At 31.7% G+C, this 22,189-nt stretch carries 19 protein-coding genes; 3 read left to right on the top strand and 16 right to left on the bottom strand.

From position 1 onward, the window contains the following. Positions 1-33: 33 nt before the first annotated feature. From BN2746_RS00765 to BN2746_RS00695, 15 genes are all read right to left on the bottom strand, one after another. Positions 34-333 carry an AtuA-related protein gene (locus BN2746_RS00765; protein WP_055077961.1) on the bottom strand — a complete coding sequence of 100 codons (300 nt, stop codon included), beginning with the start codon at positions 331-333 and terminating at the stop codon, positions 34-36. After that, positions 334-1,677, bottom strand: coding sequence for an acyclic terpene utilization AtuA family protein (locus tag BN2746_RS00760; protein WP_055077960.1), 1,344 nt, complete (start codon positions 1,675-1,677; stop codon positions 334-336). Between the two features lie 356 nt (positions 1,678-2,033). Then, the gene (locus BN2746_RS00755) at positions 2,034-2,717 is read right to left on the bottom strand and encodes a response regulator transcription factor (RefSeq protein ID WP_055077959.1); all 684 of its coding nucleotides are present in this window, start codon (positions 2,715-2,717) and stop codon (positions 2,034-2,036) included. A gap of 2 nt (positions 2,718-2,719) precedes the next feature. After that, positions 2,720-4,084: a histidine kinase gene (locus BN2746_RS00750; RefSeq protein WP_055077958.1), complete on the bottom strand. Its 1,365-nt coding sequence runs from the start codon at positions 4,082-4,084 to the stop codon at positions 2,720-2,722. A 22-nt stretch (positions 4,085-4,106) separates the two neighbouring features. Beyond that, positions 4,107-5,555: an alanine/glycine:cation symporter family protein gene (locus BN2746_RS00745; protein WP_055077957.1), complete on the bottom strand. Its 1,449-nt coding sequence runs from the start codon at positions 5,553-5,555 to the stop codon at positions 4,107-4,109. 1 nt (position 5,556) lies between these two features. Then, complete coding sequence (locus tag BN2746_RS00740) at positions 5,557-6,315, bottom strand: alpha/beta hydrolase (RefSeq protein ID WP_055077956.1); 759 nt, start codon at positions 6,313-6,315, stop codon at positions 5,557-5,559. A 17-nt stretch (positions 6,316-6,332) separates the two neighbouring features. Beyond that, entirely contained in the window at positions 6,333-7,598 is a 1,266-nt protein-coding gene (locus BN2746_RS00735; RefSeq protein WP_055077955.1) for a serine hydroxymethyltransferase, read from the bottom strand. Between the two features lie 345 nt (positions 7,599-7,943). Continuing rightward, the gene (locus tag BN2746_RS00730; RefSeq protein ID WP_055077954.1) at positions 7,944-12,881 is read right to left on the bottom strand and encodes a cell wall-binding repeat-containing protein; all 4,938 of its coding nucleotides are present in this window, start codon (positions 12,879-12,881) and stop codon (positions 7,944-7,946) included. A 217-nt stretch (positions 12,882-13,098) separates the two neighbouring features. Beyond that, positions 13,099-13,356, bottom strand: a complete 258-nt coding sequence (locus BN2746_RS00725; RefSeq protein WP_055077953.1) for a GlsB/YeaQ/YmgE family stress response membrane protein — start codon at positions 13,354-13,356, stop codon at positions 13,099-13,101. An 86-nt stretch (positions 13,357-13,442) separates the two neighbouring features. Then, the gene (locus tag BN2746_RS00720) at positions 13,443-13,670 is read right to left on the bottom strand and encodes a DUF3343 domain-containing protein (protein ID WP_055077952.1); all 228 of its coding nucleotides are present in this window, start codon (positions 13,668-13,670) and stop codon (positions 13,443-13,445) included. Beyond that, positions 13,670-13,876: a sulfurtransferase TusA family protein gene (locus BN2746_RS00715; RefSeq protein WP_055077951.1), complete on the bottom strand. Its 207-nt coding sequence runs from the start codon at positions 13,874-13,876 to the stop codon at positions 13,670-13,672. The genes BN2746_RS00720 and BN2746_RS00715 overlap by 1 nt, the downstream gene beginning before the upstream one ends. Next, positions 13,876-14,940, bottom strand: a complete 1,065-nt coding sequence (gene yedE / locus BN2746_RS00710; protein WP_055077950.1) for a YedE family putative selenium transporter — start codon at positions 14,938-14,940, stop codon at positions 13,876-13,878. Before yedE ends, BN2746_RS00715 begins: the two co-directional genes overlap by 1 nt. A gap of 163 nt (positions 14,941-15,103) precedes the next feature. Continuing rightward, positions 15,104-17,833 (bottom strand): cation-translocating P-type ATPase, encoded by a 2,730-nt coding sequence (locus BN2746_RS00705; RefSeq protein WP_055077949.1) that lies wholly within the window; start codon positions 17,831-17,833, stop codon positions 15,104-15,106. Between the two features lie 172 nt (positions 17,834-18,005). Further along, complete coding sequence (locus BN2746_RS00700) at positions 18,006-18,821, bottom strand: CPBP family intramembrane glutamic endopeptidase (protein WP_055077948.1); 816 nt, start codon at positions 18,819-18,821, stop codon at positions 18,006-18,008. Continuing rightward, entirely contained in the window at positions 18,818-19,993 is a 1,176-nt protein-coding gene (locus BN2746_RS00695; protein ID WP_055077947.1) for a M20 metallopeptidase family protein, read from the bottom strand. Before BN2746_RS00695 ends, BN2746_RS00700 begins: the two co-directional genes overlap by 4 nt. Before the next feature lie 100 nt (positions 19,994-20,093). Here BN2746_RS00695 and BN2746_RS08755 point away from each other — a divergent pair, with 100 nt between their 5' ends. Together BN2746_RS08755 and BN2746_RS00685 are read left to right on the top strand one after the other, a co-directional pair. Beyond that, positions 20,094-20,480, top strand: a complete 387-nt coding sequence (locus tag BN2746_RS08755; RefSeq protein WP_077064895.1) for a YkvA family protein — start codon at positions 20,094-20,096, stop codon at positions 20,478-20,480. 84 nt (positions 20,481-20,564) lie between these two features. After that, the gene (locus BN2746_RS00685; RefSeq protein ID WP_055077946.1) at positions 20,565-20,810 is read left to right on the top strand and encodes a hypothetical protein; all 246 of its coding nucleotides are present in this window, start codon (positions 20,565-20,567) and stop codon (positions 20,808-20,810) included. A gap of 31 nt (positions 20,811-20,841) precedes the next feature. Here the strand turns inward: BN2746_RS00685 and BN2746_RS00680 are convergent, their stop codons facing one another. Then, positions 20,842-21,594 (bottom strand): MBL fold metallo-hydrolase, encoded by a 753-nt coding sequence (locus BN2746_RS00680; RefSeq protein ID WP_055077945.1) that lies wholly within the window; start codon positions 21,592-21,594, stop codon positions 20,842-20,844. A gap of 94 nt (positions 21,595-21,688) precedes the next feature. On the opposite strand from BN2746_RS00680, the gene ybaK reads away from it, so the two are divergent. Continuing rightward, positions 21,689-22,183, top strand: a complete 495-nt coding sequence (gene ybaK / locus BN2746_RS00675) for a Cys-tRNA(Pro) deacylase (protein WP_231718298.1) — start codon at positions 21,689-21,691, stop codon at positions 22,181-22,183. Positions 22,184-22,189 lie beyond the last annotated feature (6 nt).

Genomic DNA, 22,189 nt, shown 5'->3' with positions numbered 1-22,189 from the left:
GATATCCCTTTATACTTTTAATGAAATACGATATTATAATTCTCTTAAAAGAATCATATGTCCTAATGATTTACCATGTTTATCAACTCTCAAACTTCTTGTTACGCCACCATCTAAACTTTTAGTTATTTCAAAATTTAAAGTGTGTAAATTATCAACTTCATATCTTTTTACTTCCCCTTTAATAAGCGAACTTAACCAGCATTTCATTTTTTCTTCAGTCAACTTATCTTTAATATACACATAATCTTCATCCGAATTAGCTATAACTGTTATATTATTCGAATCGCTTTTATCCCCTGTTCTAACATGTGCCATTTTGTATAACTTCATTTAATTTACCTCAACAATCTTGAAATCATCTTTTATCTTGTCTATAGGAACAAGAAAATTGTCTACAGAAATTTGCTTATTAAAATGGGTGAATATACCACTTGAGCCTGCTGGTCCGTTAATATACATAGCTTTAAAAAAGTTTAAACATTTCTTACAATGTTCCTCTGACTTTGTTTTTATCTCGATTCTCATTCTTACTTCTAAAGGCTCATAATCTATAAGTGTTTTTGTAATTTCTCGTCCAAACATAGAATCATATCCAATAAAAGATACATGATAGTCAAAAGGCATTACATCATTAAGCTGCCATCTTTTAATAATTGTTTCTGCCGCTAATTCTGCTCTTTTCAAAGCGTTAAAACCACCATAACTTATTTCTCCAAATCCCGTATATCCGTCACTATAAAATATATTTACTTTGTAATTTTCTGGCATACCCTTATATAATCCGCCACTAACTCTAACTTGATTATCTCCTATTTCTTCAAACTCTACTTTAGTAAAATCTGCTATCCCATCTGGAGTATAATAGTTATTTGGATCTGTTATTTCATAAAATAATTGTTGAGTACAGGTTCTTATGTCCACAAGTCCACCCGAACCTTCAGGTATAGAGATAGTGAAACTTCCATCTTTCATGAATTCAGCAATAGGCTTTCCAAGATTTTCCAAATTCTTTACACCCTGATACCCAGGATTTGCAAAATATCCTCCTGACACTTGAGAAGAACATTCAAGTAAATGTCCTGCAACTATAGCTTGTCCTATAAGTTCTGGATCACGTTCATTATATAAGTTGAATTCTTTCATTATTGGTCCAGTAAAGATTGCTTCATCAGCAACTCTTCCAGTAAGTACTATATTCGCACCCTCTCTTAGTGCATTATCAATTTGTCTATTTGACAAATATGCATTTGCGCCTATCTTTCCTTCCAACTCTCTAACCGTACAACCTTTATCTAATAACTCATAGTCATCAAATTGACCAGAAGATAATTCTATTTGATCTCCAATAACATAAGCTATTTTACATTTTAAGTTTTTTCTTTTTGCTATTTCTGCAACTTTTTTAACTGCGGATTCTGTGTTTGTCGCTCCCATATTAGAAACAATTTTAATATTTTTCTCTATACATTTAGGAAGAATAGCTTCAAATATATCCTCAAGCATAGGGCTATAACCCTTGTTAGAATCAGATAACTTTGCTCTATAAGCTTCTGACATTGTTCTTTCTGAAAGCATTTCGAAAATGATATAATCCAAATTACCCTTTTCGATTAAATCCATTATAGGAGCTATCATATCATAATTACAACCTCCGGTTGCTGCAGCTATACGCATAATTAATCTCCTTTCATTTAAATTTGCATTGAATTATTTCACATTGTTTATTTATTGACATAATGTTTGATACATATACATCCCAACTTTTAAATTTTTAATTAAGTAAATAATAACTATTAATTAAAATATCTTTGTGAATAATTGCTTATTTTTGCACATTCTAATTGTAGAGGTTATTTCTTTTCATGTCAACATATTGGTATTTTAAATTAAAAGTGGATTTTTAAGGATTTTTGAAATAAAAACCTTTTGCACATATAAAGAAATTATATTATAGTGTTGATTTGACAATAATTCTCATGTTCTATATTTATTTGAGACAAAATTTCTCCTATATCTATATTCTTACTTTACTAAATGCCTTTTTCTCTATATTTTGATGGCGTTATATTTTCAATCCTCTTAAAGTCTTTATAAAATAAATTTTCACTTTTATAGCCTACTTCTAATGCTATTTCAGAAATTGATTTATATGAGGAATCTAATAAATCTTTAGCTTTGTTTATTCTTATTTTTCTCAAATAATCTATTATACTTACCCCAACACAATTTTTAAATAGTCTTGAAAAATTGCTGGAATTCATATAGTTTTGTTCTGCTAAATCACCTACAGATATTTCTCTCGAATAATTACTATGAATATATAACAATACCTCATCTATTACTTTGTTCTTTGTTAATTTAAACCCTATTGCTCTATTAACTGCTTCGGCAAGCTGCTCTCTATCTATTGGTTTTAATAGTATATCTTTTACTCCTAATCTTAACGCTTTTTGAGCATAATCAAAGTAATCAAATGCAGTTACTACAATGTAATTATTATTTGGATATTTTGAAATAAGATCAAATCCATCTAAATACGGCATTTGAATGTCTATAAATATTATATCGAAGTTATTTTTCTTTATTAGACTCTTCCCTTCTATACCATCATATGCAGAATTAGATATAATTAATGGCAGACCATCTTTTTCTATAATATTGTTAATTATTTTATGGACTGATTTTTCATCGTCAATTATTGCACATCTCAACATAATTATTCCTTGTAAGGTATATTAATTTCAAATACTGTCTTGTTGTTTTCTATATAAATATTCAAGTCAAAATCATCTCCATAATTTAATTTTAGTTTTTCATATACAAGCATCAATCCATGATTTTCTGCGTTTGATAAAGACTCTTTCGTCTTTTTTATACTGCTCATGTCCATTATTCTACCATTGTTTTTTATAAGTATCTGAATTCGTCCATTTTTTTGTTTTGTAATAATTATCTCTATCGTTTTTTTACCATCATATTTCATAAATCCATGTGAAAAAGCATTTTCTATGATTGGTTGTAAACAATTTATAGGTATTTTAGAATTTTTCGTAGAATCATCTATATTATATTGGACATCAAGATTATCTTTATATCTTATTTTTTGTAAATAAATATAATTTTCTAAATATCCTATCTCATCCTGTACTGAAATCATTTTTCCTGAATTATCAGATATATACCTAAATAAACGACTTAAAACAATTATTGATTTATATAGTTCTTCATTCTCTTGCTCAAATGCAAGACTTGCCATATAGTTTAAAGTATTAAACAAAAAGTGAAAATTAATTTTTAGATTGTTTGAAATTGACTTGTGATTATCTGATAATATAATGTCCTCATTTGAGTTTTTTTCATTTAGTATACTCTTATGCTTTATCAAGTTCTTCTGAAGGTTATTAAACTTACAAAAAGAATTGATACTTGAACTTAAATCTTTCAAAAAGGATTTTATAGAATTAATTGATGATTCTGAAATTTTAGTATATCTTCTTTCATTTAAAATATTTAAATCACAATATAATTTCCCTAATAATTTTTCATCCTCAGTCAATGGAATTACTATCATGTTTCCATTTTTTACATCAATTTTATTTGTGTCATACTCAAGATTTCTTAATATTTTAGACTTAAATATAAGATTGTTATCTATGTCTTTTATAAAAAATGGAATATACTCTGGAGATTCTTCTTCTAAATTTAACGCATCTACTGCAGCGTTTAAAGATTTCTTATATTCTGCATATCTATTCACCGAAAATTCTTTTATCTTGAAATTTTTATTTTTTCTTGGAGAGGAAATTACAAGTTCAACTAATGGAGTTTCTAATAAATTACAGGTCGCATGTATACAATTAAATGGCAAATAAATATTATCTCCATTACTAATTAACCTTTCTTCGTCATTTATACGATGTTTCCCTTTTCCCTCTAAAACATATATCCATTGTTCATTTTCATAGTGAACATGGGGTCTTTGACAGACCCCTGGATTCACATGAGATATTCCTATATTTAATGTATCTATACTTTCTTCAAACCACTCTACCCATCCCCACTCAAACTGTTGAATAGACATATTTCCTCCATAATCAATATTTTTATTTATTGTACCAAGTTTTACCTACATCTGTCATACCAAGTTCTTCAGGTTTAAAAATAGGAGTTGTTATACCAGAATCTTTTTGCTTTTTATAATCCTTATATACTTTTATTCCGGTATTACCTACTAACACTAAAGCTATTACATTTATCCAAGCCATTAATCCATTTCCTATATCTGCCATTGCCCAAATAGTATCAGAAGCAACTAATGTACCAACAAATACCGAAACTAAAAATCCTATTTTTAATAAGAAAAATCCTATCTTTTTATCTCCAATAATATATGCTAAATTACTCTCTGCATATAAATAAAACGCTGTAAGAGCAATAAACGCAAAGAATAAAATAGCTAATGCTATAAAAATATTACCAAAATTTGGTATTGGAATAACTTTTTGTATTGCATTACTTACAAATGGATTTCCATATTCCAGTCCTTTTGCCCCTTCATAGACTAATTTATTTGTTTTTGTATCAATAACATTATAACTATTTGTCATCAAAATCATAAGTGTTGTTGTAGTACATACGAATAATGTTCCTATATATACACTAAGTCCACTTAATAGTCCTTGTTGAACTGGATGTTTTACTGTTCCAGTTGCTGAAGTAACGGCTGAAGTTCCTATACCTACTTCGTTAGCATGTACTCCTCTTCTTATACCCCATTGTAAAGCGCTACCAAAGATAGCTCCAAAGATAGCATCTTTTCCAAAAGCAGATTTGAATATCAATGCAAATGTTGATGGAAGTTTAGTTATGTTTAGAACTATAACTATTATTGACATAAACACATATATTGTTCCAACTATAGGTGATATTCTTTGAGCAGCTTTACCCATTCTCTTTATTCCGCCAAAAATAACTACTCCAAGACAAGCTGTTATAACTATCCCTAAAATTATTTTTTTAAATCCAAATGCCTCATTCAATCCCTGTACAATATAAAATGATTGCACTCCTGACATCAAAAAAGTTAATGAAATGAAAGTAATAAATGAATATAGTACAGCTAAGCCTTTACCTAACTTTTTGTTTTTCATACCATGTTCCATGTAGTTTGCTGGACCACCTTTGAATTCATTGTTAATTACTTCTTTATATGTTTGAGCAAGGGTACCTTCAATAATTGCAATACTTGATCCAAATATCGCCAAAACCCATAACCAGAATATTGCTCCAGGTCCACCAAAGTAAATACCTGTAGCCATGCCTGCTATATTTCCTACCCCTATCGTTCTTGCAGCTGTAAAAATAAACGATTGCAAAGGAGATAATCCTTCTTCAGCTGCTCCTTTTTCTTTTAATAGCCTTGTCATTTCTTTAAAATGAGTCAACTGTGGAAATCCCATTCTTATGGAAAAATATAAACTAACTAATAATATTAGAAATATTAACGGCATACTCCATATAGCACCTGCTATTTTATTTAACAATTCTACCATATTAAACCTCCTTAATAATTTCTTTTAGATACTTAATAGTATTATCAAACAATTCTTCTTTAAATTTTATATCAGCATAAGTGTGATCAGCCCCTTCAACAAATGAAATTTTTCCATTTTTTGCAAAATGAGTATATGACCATCCATTAATTGGTAAAACATCTTCATCTAAGCTTCCATGTATTACTCGTATAGGCTTAGAATAATCTTTAATAATAGGTATGACTTTAATCTTTTCAATATCTTTAAAAAATTCTTTGCTGACATAATCTCCGTCTATATCAACATCAAATCCATCTAAACCCTTTTTGAATTTTTCTGATCCTAAAAGGTGACAAAAGTTCCAATATGGATCAAACACTGGTGACCAAAGCACCATCCCATCATTTTTTACTTCTTTTGAGAGTAAACTTGCTGTTGTTCCTCCCATGCTATAGCCTAACAAAATTATTTTTTTATAATTTCTGTCTTTTATCCATTTGTTATACACATTTATATAATCTTCAACCTGACCTGGTATTGTCATAAATTCTTTTTCTCCTTCGCTATCGCCCGAACCTACACAATCAGTTCTAAGAGTTGAAAATCCAAGTTTATTCAATTTTATGCATAGCTCTGGAAACATTCTATGAGGAGTTATTTTGTGACCAACAAATCCATGACAAAATATTATAAGACAATCATTATTTCCCTCTGATGGAGTTTGTAGTATACTAACCGCTGAGTGTCCTCTCGTTTCTGTTAACAATACTTCTATCATTTAGTATCCTCCTTTATCTAATTTAATATATATTCTATTATGTCATCATTGTAAATTTCATTGTTTTCTATCAATTTAGTTAACTTCTCTTTATTTTCCTCAACAGTTTTTTCAGATATTTCCTCTTTTGACATAGCATCAAATATTTCTGCTATTATATTCATATCTTTTTCCATAAGACCTCGCTCTGTTGCAGAAGTTAAACCTATTCTTATTCCACCGGTTATGAATGGAGACAGTTTATCATTAGGTATTTGATTTTTATTCGTATTTATGCCTACCTTTTGTAATCTTTCTTCAAACTCTTTACCTGTTAAATTCTTATTACATAAATCAATTAAAATCAAATGAGTATCCGTACCATTTGTAACTAAATTAAATTCTTTTTCTTGTAGACATTTGGCTAATTCTTTAGCATTCTTTAAGACTTGTTCCATCATATTCCTAAATTCTGTAGTTTGACAATGTTTAAAAAGCCAAGCTTTTGCTGCCATAGTATTTAAATGCATTGATCCCATCACACCAGGAAAAACAGCCTTGTTTAATTGCTTTGAATACTCTTCTTTGCAAATAATTAATCCAGATCTTGGTCCAGATATAGTTTTTGTAGTTGATGAAGTAACAAAGTCAGCATATGGTACAGGACTTGGAATAACTTTAGCAGCTACTAACCCTGAAATATGCGCCATGTCATACATAAAGTAAGCATTTACTTTATCTGCTATCGTTCTAACTCTTTCATAATCAACTATTCTTGGGTAAGCACTTCCTCCTGCAATAATTAATTTAGGATTTATTTCTTTTGCCTTTTTTTCAAGTTCATCATAATCTATTTCACCGTTCTTTTCATTAATACCATAAAATGAAAAGTTATATAGTTGAGAAATAAAGTTTGCTTTACTTCCATGACTCAGATGACCACCCTGGTCCAGTCTCATAGATAATATCTTATCTCCCTTATCCAATATAGTTTTATAAACACAGTAGTTTGCAATTGAACCTGAGTAAGGTTGAATATTTAAAAATTCAGCTCCAAATAATTCTTTTCCTCTTTCTATTGCAAGATTTTCCATTAAATCCGCAATTTCAGCTCCTGTTTGAAATCTCTTTCCTGGATAACCTTCCAACGTCTTATTAGTAAAAATACTTCCACTAAGTTCCATTATTTCTATAGGAACAATACTCTCTGATGCTATCATCTCCAAACTTGTTTCTTGCCTAATTACTTCTTTCTCTAATAATTTATAAAGTTCAGTATCTGATTTTTTTGTATATCTTAACATATAATACCTCCTGATTTAATGATATAACGTTTTCACCAGTATTCCTATTAACTTTTATGTCAATTTTATGAAACTTTTTATTATATTTTGAACAAATCGTTAATTAGTTTGTGATTTTACTAAATTACATTTTTAATACCTTCTTTATTGTATAACTTTTTATATACAATTAGTCAGAAATAAAAAACTGTTGAGGTTTGATGTGTACCCATAAAACTATACACATCAATGATTATTCATAACCCCAACAGTTTCTTTTGTTCCTAAATTTTACACAGTCTCACAAAATTATTTAAAGACCCAAAAAGGCAATGCGATTTCTCACATTGCCCTTCTTACACTAATTTACTTCACATTAGCAATACTACTGTCCCCACCTAAGATTATAGAGTCTTTTATCTTCTTTTCTCTTAGGTATTCTTTTACGGTTACTGGTACTTCTTCTTTTTCTATCAAGATTATTGGTGCGTTTTCTTTCTTTGATAGGTATGATGCTATTAGTGCATCTGCATAAGTTCTTCCGTTTGCAAAGATTACTTTTTCTGGGTTTTTGTTTACGTATTCTGCTAATTTTAGTGCTGTTTCTACTCTTGTTCTTCCTGCTATTCTATTTACGTTTAGTCCATCGTTTTGTAGTTTTGAGATTATTCCTTCTGATACTTGGCTATTTCCTCCTACTACGATAACATTTTTTATTCCCCATTCTTTGATGGCTTTTTCTGTAATGCTATTTAATGAATCTTCTTTTGTTAATAGAATTGGGATGTTCATCTTTGCTGCTAAGCTTCCTGCTGTTAATGCGTCTATGAAGTTGTAGCCATTTGCAAGGATGATGTCTGTTTTGTTGTTTGAGTTTCTCCTAATTTCTTCTCCAAGTTTTACTGCTGTTTGGAATCTGTCTTTTCCTGCAGTTCTTTCTATTTCTATTCCCATTTGTTCTATTTGTTTTTGTACTTTTTCTGAAATTACTGAGTCTCCTCCTGCGATTATTATTTTCTTTGGTTGTAGTCTCTTTATTTCGCCAAGTACTTCTTGTATGATTGTGTCTTTTTCTACAAATAGGGTTGGTGCGTTTACTGCTATTCCAAATGGTGATGAGGTAAGTGAGTCTATCATTTCGCTACTTGATGTTAATACTATAGTGTCTGCTTGTTTGTATAGTCTCTTGCTTACTTCTACTGCTGTTATTTGTCGATTCTTTCCTGATATCCTTGTGGAGTTTATTTTTTCAAATACTTCTTTGAAGGTATCGGTGTTTTTTATTTCGTTATCTTTTTGTTCTGGTTCTGTTGGTGTTGTTTCGCTTGGTTCTGTTGGTGTTGTAGGTTCTGTAGGTTCTGTAGGAGTAGTAGGCTCAGTTGGTGTTGTTGTTTTTCCTTTATATACAAGAACCAATTCTCCTTTTGAGTTTAATAATTCTGGAATAGTTTTTCCGTCATAGTAAAACTTATTATGTCCAAAGGAATCTCTTCCTTTTACAAGTTCTTCGGTATCTTTAACTTTATAACCCAAAAAGCTATCTTTGAATTCTCCATTTTCGTCTACAAGTGGCAATCCGTAGAATAGTGTGTTTGGAGGAAGGTGTTTATATGCCTTTGTCTTTAACGGTTCAACAAGGTCCTTACCGTCTTCGTTGATATGTCTAACAGTTATATCAATTACTTTTTCTTTTAAATCCAATGATTTTGGAGTTCCATCATAAAGAACTGTTCCTGTAACTTTAGTATCTTTATTAAAATTTACTCCATCTGGTGCCACTTCATATTCGAAAGTAACTCCTTCAGGGAATCCTTCTTGTCCATCAGGTTTATATCCATTAGGAAGGATTACTTCCATAAGCATATTATTGCCCTTACCAGACATTCCAAAGGTCTTGCCATCTTTAATGGCATCCATCATAGTCATCATAACTCTGTCTGATGAGTCATAAACTGCATCATGAATTGGTGACCAATATACTCCATTAACGTCTTTTAGCCTTACTCTTGCCTTTGAAGCATCTAAGTTTGTTCCATAAATCCAAACCAAAGTTTTCTTAGAGCCTTGTCCTGTAGGTAGGTCTGTATGGGTTATGTCAGCTTCATCTCCACCACCTTGTGTACCATATGATTGGATTTGGATAAAGTCTATCATCTTTTCATTAGGATTTGCTCCCTCAGGTAATACAGCTATAACTGATTTAGTAAATCTCTCTTGAAGTGTTGCTGGAAGTGAAGCTGTGTATAACTTTCCTCCGTCTCTTGAAACTAAAATTGTATAGGTCTTAACCTTATCTCCAGTGTTTGCAGGTGCAGTAAATGTAATTGTCTGTTCAGTATCTGTACCTGTAATCTCTAAATCATTTATAATATTATCTTCTCTATTTGAATCATAAAAACTTTTCTTTTCCTTAGAATTTTCTTGAATTTTAAGTTTTAAATTAGATTCATTTGTAGTTTCGTTTAACAGGTTATGCCCTGTAATTTTAATTTCTACTTTTCCTCCATTACTATCTAATTGGTATCCTTCTATAAATTTAAAGGAGTCAACAGAACATGAATTTTTAGTTATTGCATAGTTTTTAAGTGTTTTGTTTAAAGCATGTCCATTAGAATATGATCTTTCAGCTATATTTAAAGCATAATTTAAATTCTTATCTTTAAACACAGGTTCCTTAAATTTAATTATCACTTGTGAATCTTTAATTTCAACACTATCTTCTTCTGTAAGTTTTATAGCCTTGCTACCAGCCATTATAGTTATAGCTTCCTTTAACTTAGAAGGAGCTGCTTCTTCAATTTTTGAAAAGAAATTGATAACTAAAGTATCCTCTCCCTTAGTAAAAGCTTCTTCAGGAATGATATTTTGAAGTCCACTCATACTTCCAGTTTCACTTTGTTTAAAGAAAACTTCCTTTTCTACATTGTCTAACTTAACAACAATCTTAAATTCCTTTGACTCCTCTGCTTCTTTAATTGGAATTCTCACTGATAAAGTGGTATCTGTTCCTTGAAGAGCAGGTTTTTCTGTAGAATATTTTACATATTCTCCATTTACCTTTTCATATATTTCATATGATTTTTCATTTAAAAGATTTAAATCAGTTCCCTTAATGGTAAGAGATTGTTCTAATTTAGAATCATCAGTTGATTTTAAAGGAAGATTTGGATATAACACATATACATCTTCTACAACTGCCTTCTTTTCCTGTGGAGCAGGTTTTACAGTTAGTGTAAATATAGGAGTATCTTGGAACTTAGTTTCTGAACCATTGGCATTAAATTTAATAGTATATACTTCATTTGAGCCTGTTTTGTTTTCCGGAACTTCTATTTCTATTGTCTTTTTCGCCTTTACTCCTGAAACAGTATAATTTAAATTTTGAACTTCCCCATCTTTAGTAATTTGTAATTTAACTTTTTCATTGTCAGCCTTTGGAGTTGTAAATAAATCAAAGGAAACACTCCCTACAGATGATTCGACTTCTTTAGAGTATTCTTGTAAGAAAACTGTTGAATTTACTTCTTTTTCAGCTGCTTTTTGAGTAAATTTTTCAGTTCCAATAAATTTATTTTCATTATCTAAAATAGTTATTTCATAAGCCTTAGGAAATTCAGTTTTATTTTCAGCTATAGGTAGACTATACATAAATTTGTAGTCAGCCTTGTCACTTTCTTTAAATTCTCCATTTGGATTATCTAAAGTAGTGCCATTTAATTTAACTTCTGCCTTAAATTCATTTAAATTATAATCCTTTGAGTCAATATAGATAACAGCATTGCCACCCTTTGCTTCAATCTCGTTGTTATATACCTTTAGAGTAGCTGACTTTTCTACAGGTGTGCTACTTTTAGCAAGAACTGTTACTTTAAATGGTTTTTGTACAAATGGATTATCTGCACTCATATCAACTTTATTAATACTAATATCATAGATTTCATCTGTTTCTGTTCTGTTTTGTGGTAATGTAAGTTTACCTATAAACCTTGCTTTTCCAGTACTATCTTCACTAAAAATAACCTTATGCGGAGTGCGTTGACCTTCTATTTTTATAACTGATTTTAATGTTGAAATATCAAATCCATCTCCAGTTATATAGAATAGTACCTCTCCACCTTCGGAAGGTAATTCTTCAGTACTTGCCTTTACATCAAATTCTTTGCCTGTTTCAACTTCATTACTTCCCACAACAGAAAGTTTTACAGTTTTAATATCTGTAGGATTGTTTTTAGCGCTAAATTTGATTTCATATTCCCAATTAGTTGCTGTTTTATTATCTGGTACATTTACTGTATATGGAATATTTGTCTTCTTTTCATTAACTTCACCTAAAACAACTTCAATGTCTTTAGCATTTTCTGATTTAGTGACTTCTGTAATAATATTTTTTGCATCTAAATCAGAACCATAAATTTTTCCAGATACGGAAGTTTCTCCTGGATTTAAAGTATCTTTATCAATTCTTACCATACTAATCACAGTATTTAAAGTTGGTTCTTCCGGCTCTTCGGATCCTCCATTTTTAGGAAGTGATTTAATTGTTAGAACATGTTTACTTTCCTTGTTGTTTTCTGTAAAGAAATTAATCTTATATTCTATAGTTTTATTAGTTTCATTCTTAGGAATATTTACAGCTATAAACATAGAACCTGGAAATGGCTGACATGTTACTTTTAAATCTTCAGGTTTACCTAAATCGCTTGAAACTTCATATAAAACATTTTCTTTTGTTAAGCTTGATCCTTTTAATTCAGCAATTATATTTCTATTTGCATCATCATAAGTTTTTTCAAACTCATCACTTGTAAATCCAGTAATTACTGGCTCACCAAGTGGTTTAACTTTGATTTCAATTGAGTTTTTGATATCAAAGTCAGGATCAGATTTTTCCTTTACAAAAATATTGTAAATTATTTCTTTACCTGTTTTATTTTCAGGAATTTGAGACTTTATCTCTGCACCCTTTGCATAAGATCCCGCTTCGCTTACTCCTATATTGTAGTCTGGGTTAATCTCTTCTCCATCTTTAAAGAACATAACAACAACATCTTCTTTTCTTACACCCTCTTTAGGATAGTTGATGTTGATTGCTCCTCCAAGATAAGACATAATATAATTTCCATCTTTGTCTGCTTTTGGCTCTTCTACATTTATTTGGTAATTGCTTACCCCATCTTTTGGTGTTGGCATTTGCATTTCACTTGCTGTAGCTGTTGGCAAAGATTTTGCCAATGCAGTTGTAGCTGGAGCTACAGTTGTAAATATCATTACAAAAGCAAGAAATGCACTAAGTAATTTTTTCATATGCTCATCCTTTCTTTTATTTATGTTAACAATATTTTACCACTAATTTGTTATCATGTAAATTTATTGTCTCATATAATTTTAGTGGTGAATGTCTATTTGTAGCTTAGAATTTAAAATATTGAAAATAATATTGTTCGTCGTATTATAATTAACTTTTTAAAAAATTTCCATACAAAAAAGGAAGGCCTCAACCTTCCTCTTTGATTAATCATCTTTATTTATTCTTTTTTACTGCGTTGATTATTGCTAAAAGTATTACTGCCCCTACAACTGAGATAAGTATACTATAGATATTAATACCATCAGGTTTTCCAAGGCTGAAGAACTTACTTGCAATTCCTCCACCAAGTAGACCACCGATAATACCTACTATTACGTTAGCAAAACCGCCCATTTGTTCGTTCTTGCCCATTATCATACTTGCAATCCATCCTGCAAGGGCGCCAACTATAATCCAAGATAAAAATCCCATAATGCCTCCTCATAATTTTAATATTTGAGAGAATTAAACTTCTCTTATATTATAGATATCCTATTCTTAGAAGTTTAAACATATTTTTATAAACATTCCTTTTCTGAATAGATTTCATCATGCTCTAAATTTTTTTCCTGTATTATGGATTTTACTTCTTCCAACTCATCTGAATCTATAAACGCACAGTTACCACATGAGCTACTAAGTTTTCTTGGAACAGGTCTAAGTTCTACTTTTAAGTTTTTTATTTTTAATTCTCTTTCGAATCTTAGCGCTTCACTTATAGTGTGAAAAGTTACGATATGGTTCATTACTTATTTGCCACTATTTTTATATCTGGTCCTTCTTCTGTGATTTGAACCTTGAAGCCTTCTGATTCTAAAAATCTATTAATATTTTCCTTTGCTATATTTGTGTCAACTAAAATCTCTAAGGATTTTTCCCCTGCTTTAACTGCGTTTTGTGTTTGGATAACAGGTTCTGGACATGAAAGTCCTCTAACGTCTATATTTTTCATTATTTCTCCTTTGCAAATTTTGTTGTCATTGCGGACATTATAAGCATAATAACTATTATTATAATTGTAGCTATCTTTCCATTTGGTGTTGCTCCTTCTGGGCTTGATGCAAGTCCAAAGTTATGTGATACTGCAGCTCCTACTAAGATACCAAATACTGTAACTGCTGCGTCACTGTCTCCTTCTGAGGAAAGTATAGTTTGTCTAATTGGACAACCTCCTAAAAGTACTGCTCCAAGTCCAACTATAACCATTCCTAAGAAATTCCAAAGTCCATCTGAGTGAGCTACTGGTTGTTCTGCAAAGCCTATGTGTAGTTGACCTTTTGTAAGAATAAGGTTACCGATAAGTGCTGCTACAAATATTCCTATAATTCCCCATAGATAGTGTTTGTCTTTGATTAGGAATAGGTCTCTAAACGCTCCACCTGTACAAAGTCTTGTTCTTTGTAATATAACTCCAACTACAAGTCCACCTATTAATGATGCTATCATAGGTGCATGCATTGAACCAGGTCCCTTTTCTGAGAAGAATATGAATGCTGGTTTAATAATAAGGAAGATTAATAACATTACTGCAAATGCTGGCATAATTAATCCTGCTACTTTTGATTCTCTGTAATTTCTTCCAAGTGAGTAACCATTTTTTAAGAATTGAATTCCTATTATAATTCCTACTAAAAATCCTACTAATCCAACTAATGCATTTAGGTCTCCTCCACCTAATCTAAATAACATTCTAAGTGGACATCCTAAAAATACCAATGCTCCTATGGACATAAACACTCCGTATAAAAATCTTATAAGTGTGTTTGAGCCGCCTCTTACTCTAAAGTCTTTAAAGATAAAGCTTGAAAGTGTTCCTCCAAGTATTAGACCAATTATTTCTGGTCTTAAATATTGAACCACTTCTGCTCTATGTAGGCCAAGCCCTCCAGCGATATCTCTCCAGAAGCATGCTATGCAAAAGCCCATGTTTCCTGGGTTTCCAAGGTACATTAATACAATTCCTATTGCACCTATAAGAAGTCCACCTATAAATACTTTACTGTCTTCTTTTTTCATCTTTACTCTCCTTTCTTTTTATTTAAAGATGATTAATCCTTGTTTATATTGTATCATATGAAATAGAAATAAAAAAGAAAAATAATAAATATGCCTACTGTTTTAGTATTATTAATATAAAAAGAGAATGTATCTTCTTGTTTTAAGATACATCCTCTATTTTTTATCTTTTTCGTTTTATGACTTTCCAAGCTTCCCCTATAAGGAATGGAAGTAATGAGAAAGGTAGTATAATTATCCAGTCTCTAAGTTCAAGTGGGAATGTTTCAAACAGGTCGTTAAGTCCTGGAACATATACGACTACAAGTGTTAGAAGTAGTGATACTCCAACTCCTTGAAGAAGTCTCTTGTTTGAGAATGGCCCAAGTTCCCATAGTGTGTAGTCTGTTGATCTTACTGAGAATGAACGTAGAAGTTCGCATAGTATAAGTGTTGTAAAGGCTATGGAACGTGGCTCTCTAAGTTCAACAGGGTTTAGTGTTCCTGCCGCATGAAGGTCTTGCCATCCTGCTGGAGCATAGTTCTTAAGTGCAAGGAAATAGGATGCAAGTACTGCAACTGTAATGGCCACTGACTGTAGGACTATTGAAACTGTAAGGTGTTTGTCAATAATCGGTTCGTTAGGATCACGTGGCGCTTTTTCCATAATGTCCTTTTCACCATGTTCAACTCCAAGTGCAAGTGCAGGGAATGAATCTGTTACAAGGTTTAGCCATAGCAATTGGATTGGCACAAGTGGTACTGGCCAGTTGAATATAATGGCTAAAAATATTACAAGTATTTCTCCTACGTTACAACTTAGTAGGAAGGAAACGAATTTTTTAATATTTGAGTAGATGATTCTTCCTTCTTCAACTGCATTAACTATTGTTGCAAAGTTGTCGTCTGTTAAGATTACTTCTGCAGTGTTCTTTGTTACGTCAGTTCCTGTAATACCCATAGCTACACCGATATCCGCCTTTTTAATTGCAGGAGCGTCGTTAACTCCGTCTCCTGTCATGGCTGTTATCTCTCCATTTTGTTTTAAAGCGCTTACTATTTGTACTTTATTTTCAGGAGAAACTCTTGCGAAGACTCTCTTTGTCTTAACAATTTCTCTAATCTCTTCTTCGCTCATGTTGTTAAGTTCTTTTCCCATGATGGCTTGTGAGTCATCTTCTGCAATGCCAAGTTCTTTTGCAATTGCAAGGGCTGTTTCAAGGTAGTCCCCTGTAATCATTACAGGTACTATACCTGCTGATTTACATTCTTTTATTGCTACTTTTACTTCTGGTCTTGCAGGGTCAATCATTCCCGCAAGTCCTACAAATATTAAATCTTTTTCAATATTTTCTGAAGTTATATCACTTGGAAGGCTTTCGTGAATTCTAAATGCAAATGAAAGAACTCTTAGAGCTTGCTTTGCAAATTCAGTATTCTTATCCAAGATTTTCTTCTTCATATCTTCTGTAAGTTCTTCGATTTTACCATTTATTAAAATCTTTGAACATCTGTCTATAACAATGTCTGGTGCACCTTTTGTAAATGAAACTACTTTTTCAGAGATAAACCTGTTGTGGAAAGTTGTCATCATCTTTCTTCCTGAATCAAATGGAATTTCTGCAATTCTCTCGTAGTCTTCGTTTGCCATTTCCTTTGTGATTCCAAGTTTACCTGCCAATGTAAGTAGGGAACCCTCTGTTGGATCACCTATCATTTCATAACCATCAGCATTCTTTTTAAGTTTAGCGTCATTTGTAAGTGCACAGATGTTTAGGAAGGTATATAGTGATCCTTCGTTTTCAACATCAATTTTCTTATCTTCTACAAAAAATTCTCCTTCTGGAGCATATCCTGTACCGGTTATATTTATCTCTTCGTTGTCCACAAATGCCTTAACTACTGTCATTTCGTTTTGAGTAAGGGTACCTGTCTTGTCTGAACAAATAAATGTTGTAGTACCAAGGGTTTCTACAGCAAGTAGTTTTTTAACTATGGCGTGTCTATCTGCCATTCTACTCATACCAAGGGATAGAACTATTGTAACTATGGCAGGAAGACCTTCTGGTATGGCTGCAACTGCAAGAGATACTGAAGTAAGAACCATGTTTAAAAATTCATGGCCATATATAAGTCCAACTACTAATACTACAACGCAGACTCCAACTGTAAGTATTCCAAGTACCTTCGATAGTCCTGCAAGTTTTCTTTGTAAAGGTGTTTGTTCATCTTCTGTTGTTGCAAGTTTTGTTGCAATTTTACCTATTTCTGTATGTTCCCCAGTTTCAACTACAATTCCCTTACCTCTACCATAAGAAACTATTGTGGAACTATAAGCCATGTTTGCAGTGTCTCCAATTCCCATGTCTTGGTCGTAAGTAAGACTTGAATTCTTTTCAACTGGAACTGACTCTCCTGTTAAAGATGCTTCTTCAATTTTTAAATTTACCGAATCTACAAGTCTAAGGTCTGCAGGAACTATGTCTCCTGTTTCAAGTTCAACTAAGTCTCCAGGAACAAGTTCTTCTGATGAAATATGTTTTAATTCCCCATCCCTATAGACCTTTGCTGTAGGCGATGCCATCTTCTTTAAAGCTGCTATGGCTTCTTCTGCCTTCCCTTCTTGATAAATACTAAGTGCAGCATTTAATATTACGATTGCAATAATTATAACTGCATCTGACCATTCAGACACAACTGCTGAAAGAATTGCCGCTATAAATAGTATTATAATCATCGGATCCAAAAATTGTTCTTTTAGTTTTTCTCCAAGTCCCTTTTTTTCTGCTTCCTTTAGAGCATTTGGTCCATGCTCTTGTAGAAGTGTTTGGGCTTTGGAGGATGTTAAACCGGTTTGTTTATTTGTATCGAGTTTATTTTCGATTTCATCCGGTTTTTGATTATACCAATTCATTTATTACCTCCCATTATTAATAGTTTTTCTAAAAAAATAGACCCTTGCCTTTTTTTAAAAGCAAAGGTCTTGCTACCTTCGTAGGTGTTCAGCCGGGATAAATCCGTATTGACGACTTGAACGTTAAAGCTACTCCCCTTTTCAACTATTATATATTATCATACACTTTGAATCAATTTATACTTTGCGATTCTTCTATTTCTTTTATATACAACTCATTCTTACCCCTTTTAATCACTAATATAACTGCAGGCAAAACTAAAATCAAGGAGATTATTGTAATTAAAGAGTAAAAATCTTCAAAAATTTGTCCTTCTGGAAGAGAGTTGGTCAAGTTATTTATAATGTGCATGTATATGGGATATCGAAGTCTATTTGTACGAAGATAAATAACTCCTAAAAATATTCCAAATATACATGTGTAGACCATCTGAACAGGATCTCTGTGCCATAGTCCAAAGAAAATAGCCTGTAATATGATAGCTGTGACTTTCCCAAATGGTTTCTTTAAAATATTTATTAAAATTCCTCTAAAAATAAGTTCTTCAATAATCGGTCCAAGAATAACCACCGACAATAGTATCCAAATATAATTTGTATTTAGAACTTCACCCCAACTTTCACCAAAATCTTTGAATAGATCGTCTATCTTAGGATTTATCTCTGCCATATATCCGAGTATCATCATCCATATTGTTGAGATTCCTCCACATCCAATTGATATAATAGTCGCTTTTAAAATTGAAATTTTTCCCTTAACATAATCTTTTTCTACCCTTCTTTTGTAGATATAGACATATATAGGTAAAATTAAAATGCAACAAAGGCTATCTAATAGCATATAGTGACTGTCGACTAAGCTCTCGTAGTTATATTGAAAAATTGGTCCTGCAATTTCGATTATGCTGAAACAAAGCATAAAAAATAAATCATAAAAAGTTACTGCAAAGAACGAAAGCAATAATGCTCTTGACTTAGTTAGTTTCATTTTAAAAATTCCTTTACAATATTTAGATACACTGCTACTGGTAGATATAAAAGCTCTTCATCAATATCAAACTTGCTATTGTGGTGAGGGTGCGGATTTTCTTCCCACTTAGGATTCGATAAAAAGAAATAGGTTCCAGGTATCTCATTTAAATAAAATGCCATATCATCTGAAGACATAACTGGCTTTTTTAATATCTTTATCCTGTCTTTATCTATAACTTTCTTCGTTTTTTCTATTGCAAATTCTGTAAACTCTTCATCATTTATAACTGCAGGGTATTTAAAGTCATATTGATACTCCACTTTTGCTCCATAAACATTTGCAATAGCATTTGACACTTCTCCAATTCGTCTATACATAAGCAGACGAACCTGTTCTGAAGTGCTTCGACAAGTTCCCTCAATTTCAACTACATCTGGCAATACATTTTGATTTACTCCACCATTAATCCTTGTAACTGAAAGTATTGCAGGTTCTGTTGAAGAAACTTCCCTTGATGGTATCTTGTTAAGGGACTGTACTATTTCACAGGCTATATTTATAGAGTCAACTGCATTTTCAGGGCTTGCTCCATGACCACCTTTGCCAATGATCTTTATCAAAAACCTATCCATTGAAGCCATAAGCGCCCCAGGTTTAAAACCGATACAGCCCTTTGGAAGATCTTTGTTCAAATTACCTGCGTGCATTCCTATGATAGCATCAACATCTCTTAATACATCATTTTCAATTAGAGGTTTTGCCCCTCCAGGATATTCTTCTCCAGCTTGAAAAATAAGTTTAACCCTGCCCTTGAAATTATTTTTTCTCTCTTCCAAAAGTTTCGCTGTCCCAAGTACCACCGCCATATGTCCATCATGTCCACAGGCGTGCATGTTTTCGTTTGTAGATGAAAAGGGAAGGTCAGTCTCTTCTTTTATTGGAAGTCCATCCATATCACATCTTATTGCAATTGTCTTTCCTTTTTCTCTTCCGTCTATAACTGCAACTACTGAAGAAATCTCTTCGTAGACTTCGTAGTTAATTTCAAGTCTATCAAGTTCATCTGTAATATATTTTAAAGTCTTTGGTAGTTCTAAATGAAGTTCTGGAATTTTATGAAGCTGTCTCCTGTGTTTAATAATATATTTTTCCACGCCCTTTGCAAGGCTTAAAATTTTATTTTCCATAATTTCTCCTTAGCATTTCCTAACATAATTGTATCATCTTATTAAAAACGGGTATATAATGTAAGAACAAATCTTAAGTTAATTCAATAAGGAGGCAAAAATGAACGCAAAAAGAATTTTAGACGGTCTTATGGGTAAATCAAATAGAATTTTAAATAATAAGCATAGATTTTTTAATCTTTTCACAAGATCGATGTCAAAGGCAGAAGGTATTGGAGAATTTGATGAAATAAAGGCAGATTTGGGAACAGTTTTTAGTTTAGTAGGAGACTACCTACATGGGAATTACAAAAAAGTTTCGAAGACTTCTCTACTTTTAATAATCGGTTCACTTCTATATCTTTTAAATCCAATGGATTTAGTTCCAGACTTTTTATTAGGAGTCGGATTTTTAGATGACTTGGCAGTATTCACTTATATGATAAAGAAGATAAGACAAGAACTTGATAAATATCGTACTTGGAAAGATGGTAGTAAAAGCGAATAAATTTTAAGACTTGTCCCATGGGATGAGTCTTTTTTTCTTTATTTTAGAAATTACATATATTATAATGAAAAAAAGGAGGGCGTGATGAAAAAAATTCTTAATATAATACTTGTTGTTGTAACTGTAACCTACTTGGTTCTATTCTTTTTAAAAGTTCCAGTTAGTCAAAATTTATTTATGGGGCTACTTGCAGTTGTGCTTATAATAAATGGTTTTGTAGACTATCAAGAATATAGGAAGACAAAATCAAAATCAAATCTTATACTTCCCATTGGAAATTTAATCTTATTTTTACTTTGTGCACTTTTACTAATTAAGCGTATTATATAAAAATTGGCCTATCTTTCGATAAGCCAATTTTTTATTCTTCTATACATATTTCAAAACTCTGTCCGTCTTTTTCAATTTCAAAAATACTGCTGTAAGAGTCTTTGTAATCCTCTTTAAACTTTTTTGAAAACTCAAAGTCGTTCCATAGATGCATTGGTAACACATAGTCTGGTGCGATTTGTTCTAAAAAGTAAGACACTCCCAGGTCGTAGTTCTCCTTTAGTCTTGGGTCCACTGGAAAGAATGACAGGTCTATGTCTGTGTGAATTTTATTTATTTCCCTTTCAAAATCTCTCTTCATCTTCTCTCTTTCAATTTGCGAGTCCTCTGGCCATACCCAGTTGTTTAAGTCTCCAGCGTGAAAGATCGTCATAAATGGAAGTTCTATTAAATATGATACGCCCTTATCCGTAGAACCAAATGTATAAAAGTCGATGTTGTGATAGCTTAGTTTTTCATCTGGCTTCATAAAAAATATATTTGGCTCGGAGAATATCTTCTTCTTTTCTTCTATGTCACTTTTTAAATATATTACCTTGTCCTCCTTAGGTAACTCTTTCAAATCTTCTGAAAGTATATATACATTTTTCTTAAAGTCTCCATAGTTAAAGATTTCCTTTGAAAAGTGGTCACTATGGCTATGTGTCACCAAAAAAATAGTTTCCTTGTCCTCTTTTGGCTTTGGCAATTCACCTTTGAAGTAGTCGATAATGAAAAAGAATTTATCTGTTTCGATTGTAAAACAGCTGTGGTGAACAAATGTAATTTTGATTTTATTTTTCATAGAAACCTCCTCTTTAAATATCATCTTTACTTATATCTACCCAATAAGCCCTTTCTAAGTCATAATTTATACATTAGTGATATAATAATTAATAGTGTTAATAGAAAAGGGTGGTACTATTAAAAAGTTAAAGACAAATGCAATTAGATTGTTAGAGTCAAAAAATATAGATTTTGAATACTTTACCTATGAGCCGGGTGAGGACATTGATGGAGTGTCCGTGGCTAAAAAACTTAATGAAGATGAAAATCTTGTATTTAAAACTTTAGTTACAACTGGGAAAAATTCAAATTACGTTTTCGTTATTCCCGTTAATAAAGAGCTTGATTTAAAAAAGGCAGCTACTTCTGTTGATGAAAAGAAGATTGAAATGCTTCATCTAAAGGACCTGCTTAAGACCACAGGCTATATTAGAGGTGGATGTTCCCCTGTTGGAATGAAGAAGCTATTCCCTACGGTTATTGATATTTCCGCATCGGACAAGGACTTCATATATGTTTCGGGAGGTAAAATAGGGGTACAATTAAAGATAGCACCTGATGATTTAATAAGTTTAATAAATGCAAAATTTGATGATATAAAAAAGTAGGAGAGT

The organism is Lagierella massiliensis (genome assembly GCF_001407835.1).
GTDB classification, from domain to species: domain Bacteria; phylum Bacillota; class Clostridia; order Tissierellales; family Peptoniphilaceae; genus Mediannikoviicoccus; species Mediannikoviicoccus massiliensis.
Note: the sequence above shows the minus strand (reverse complement) of the source record. Positions and strands in the feature narration are given on the sequence as shown.

What these genes read in the sequence shown, in the direction of transcription:
- BN2746_RS00765 (WP_055077961.1), bottom strand. Translation starts at nt 333, where the DNA reads ATGAAGTTATACAAAATGGCACATGTTAGAACAGGGGATAAAAGCGAT.
- BN2746_RS00760 (WP_055077960.1), bottom strand. Translation starts at nt 1,677, where the DNA reads ATGCGTATAGCTGCAGCAACCGGAGGTTGTAATTATGATATGATAGCT.
- BN2746_RS00755 (WP_055077959.1), bottom strand. Translation starts at nt 2,717, where the DNA reads ATGTTGAGATGTGCAATAATTGACGATGAAAAATCAGTCCATAAAATA.
- BN2746_RS00750 (WP_055077958.1), bottom strand. Translation starts at nt 4,084, where the DNA reads ATGTCTATTCAACAGTTTGAGTGGGGATGGGTAGAGTGGTTTGAAGAA.
- BN2746_RS00745 (WP_055077957.1), bottom strand. Translation starts at nt 5,555, where the DNA reads ATGGTAGAATTGTTAAATAAAATAGCAGGTGCTATATGGAGTATGCCG.
- BN2746_RS00740 (WP_055077956.1), bottom strand. Translation starts at nt 6,315, where the DNA reads ATGATAGAAGTATTGTTAACAGAAACGAGAGGACACTCAGCGGTTAGT.
- BN2746_RS00735 (WP_055077955.1), bottom strand. Translation starts at nt 7,598, where the DNA reads ATGTTAAGATATACAAAAAAATCAGATACTGAACTTTATAAATTATTA.
- BN2746_RS00730 (WP_055077954.1), bottom strand. Translation starts at nt 12,881, where the DNA reads ATGAAAAAATTACTTAGTGCATTTCTTGCTTTTGTAATGATATTTACA.
- BN2746_RS00725 (WP_055077953.1), bottom strand. Translation starts at nt 13,356, where the DNA reads ATGGGATTTTTATCTTGGATTATAGTTGGCGCCCTTGCAGGATGGATT.
- BN2746_RS00720 (WP_055077952.1), bottom strand. Translation starts at nt 13,670, where the DNA reads ATGAACCATATCGTAACTTTTCACACTATAAGTGAAGCGCTAAGATTC.
- BN2746_RS00715 (WP_055077951.1), bottom strand. Translation starts at nt 13,876, where the DNA reads ATGAAAAATATAGACGTTAGAGGACTTTCATGTCCAGAACCTGTTATC.
- yedE (WP_055077950.1), bottom strand. Translation starts at nt 14,940, where the DNA reads ATGAAAAAAGAAGACAGTAAAGTATTTATAGGTGGACTTCTTATAGGT.
- BN2746_RS00705 (WP_055077949.1), bottom strand. Translation starts at nt 17,833, where the DNA reads ATGAATTGGTATAATCAAAAACCGGATGAAATCGAAAATAAACTCGAT.
- BN2746_RS00700 (WP_055077948.1), bottom strand. Translation starts at nt 18,821, where the DNA reads ATGAAACTAACTAAGTCAAGAGCATTATTGCTTTCGTTCTTTGCAGTA.
- BN2746_RS00695 (WP_055077947.1), bottom strand. Translation starts at nt 19,993, where the DNA reads ATGGAAAATAAAATTTTAAGCCTTGCAAAGGGCGTGGAAAAATATATT.
- BN2746_RS08755 (WP_077064895.1), top strand. Translation starts at nt 20,094, where the DNA reads ATGAACGCAAAAAGAATTTTAGACGGTCTTATGGGTAAATCAAATAGA.
- BN2746_RS00685 (WP_055077946.1), top strand. Translation starts at nt 20,565, where the DNA reads ATGAAAAAAATTCTTAATATAATACTTGTTGTTGTAACTGTAACCTAC.
- BN2746_RS00680 (WP_055077945.1), bottom strand. Translation starts at nt 21,594, where the DNA reads ATGAAAAATAAAATCAAAATTACATTTGTTCACCACAGCTGTTTTACA.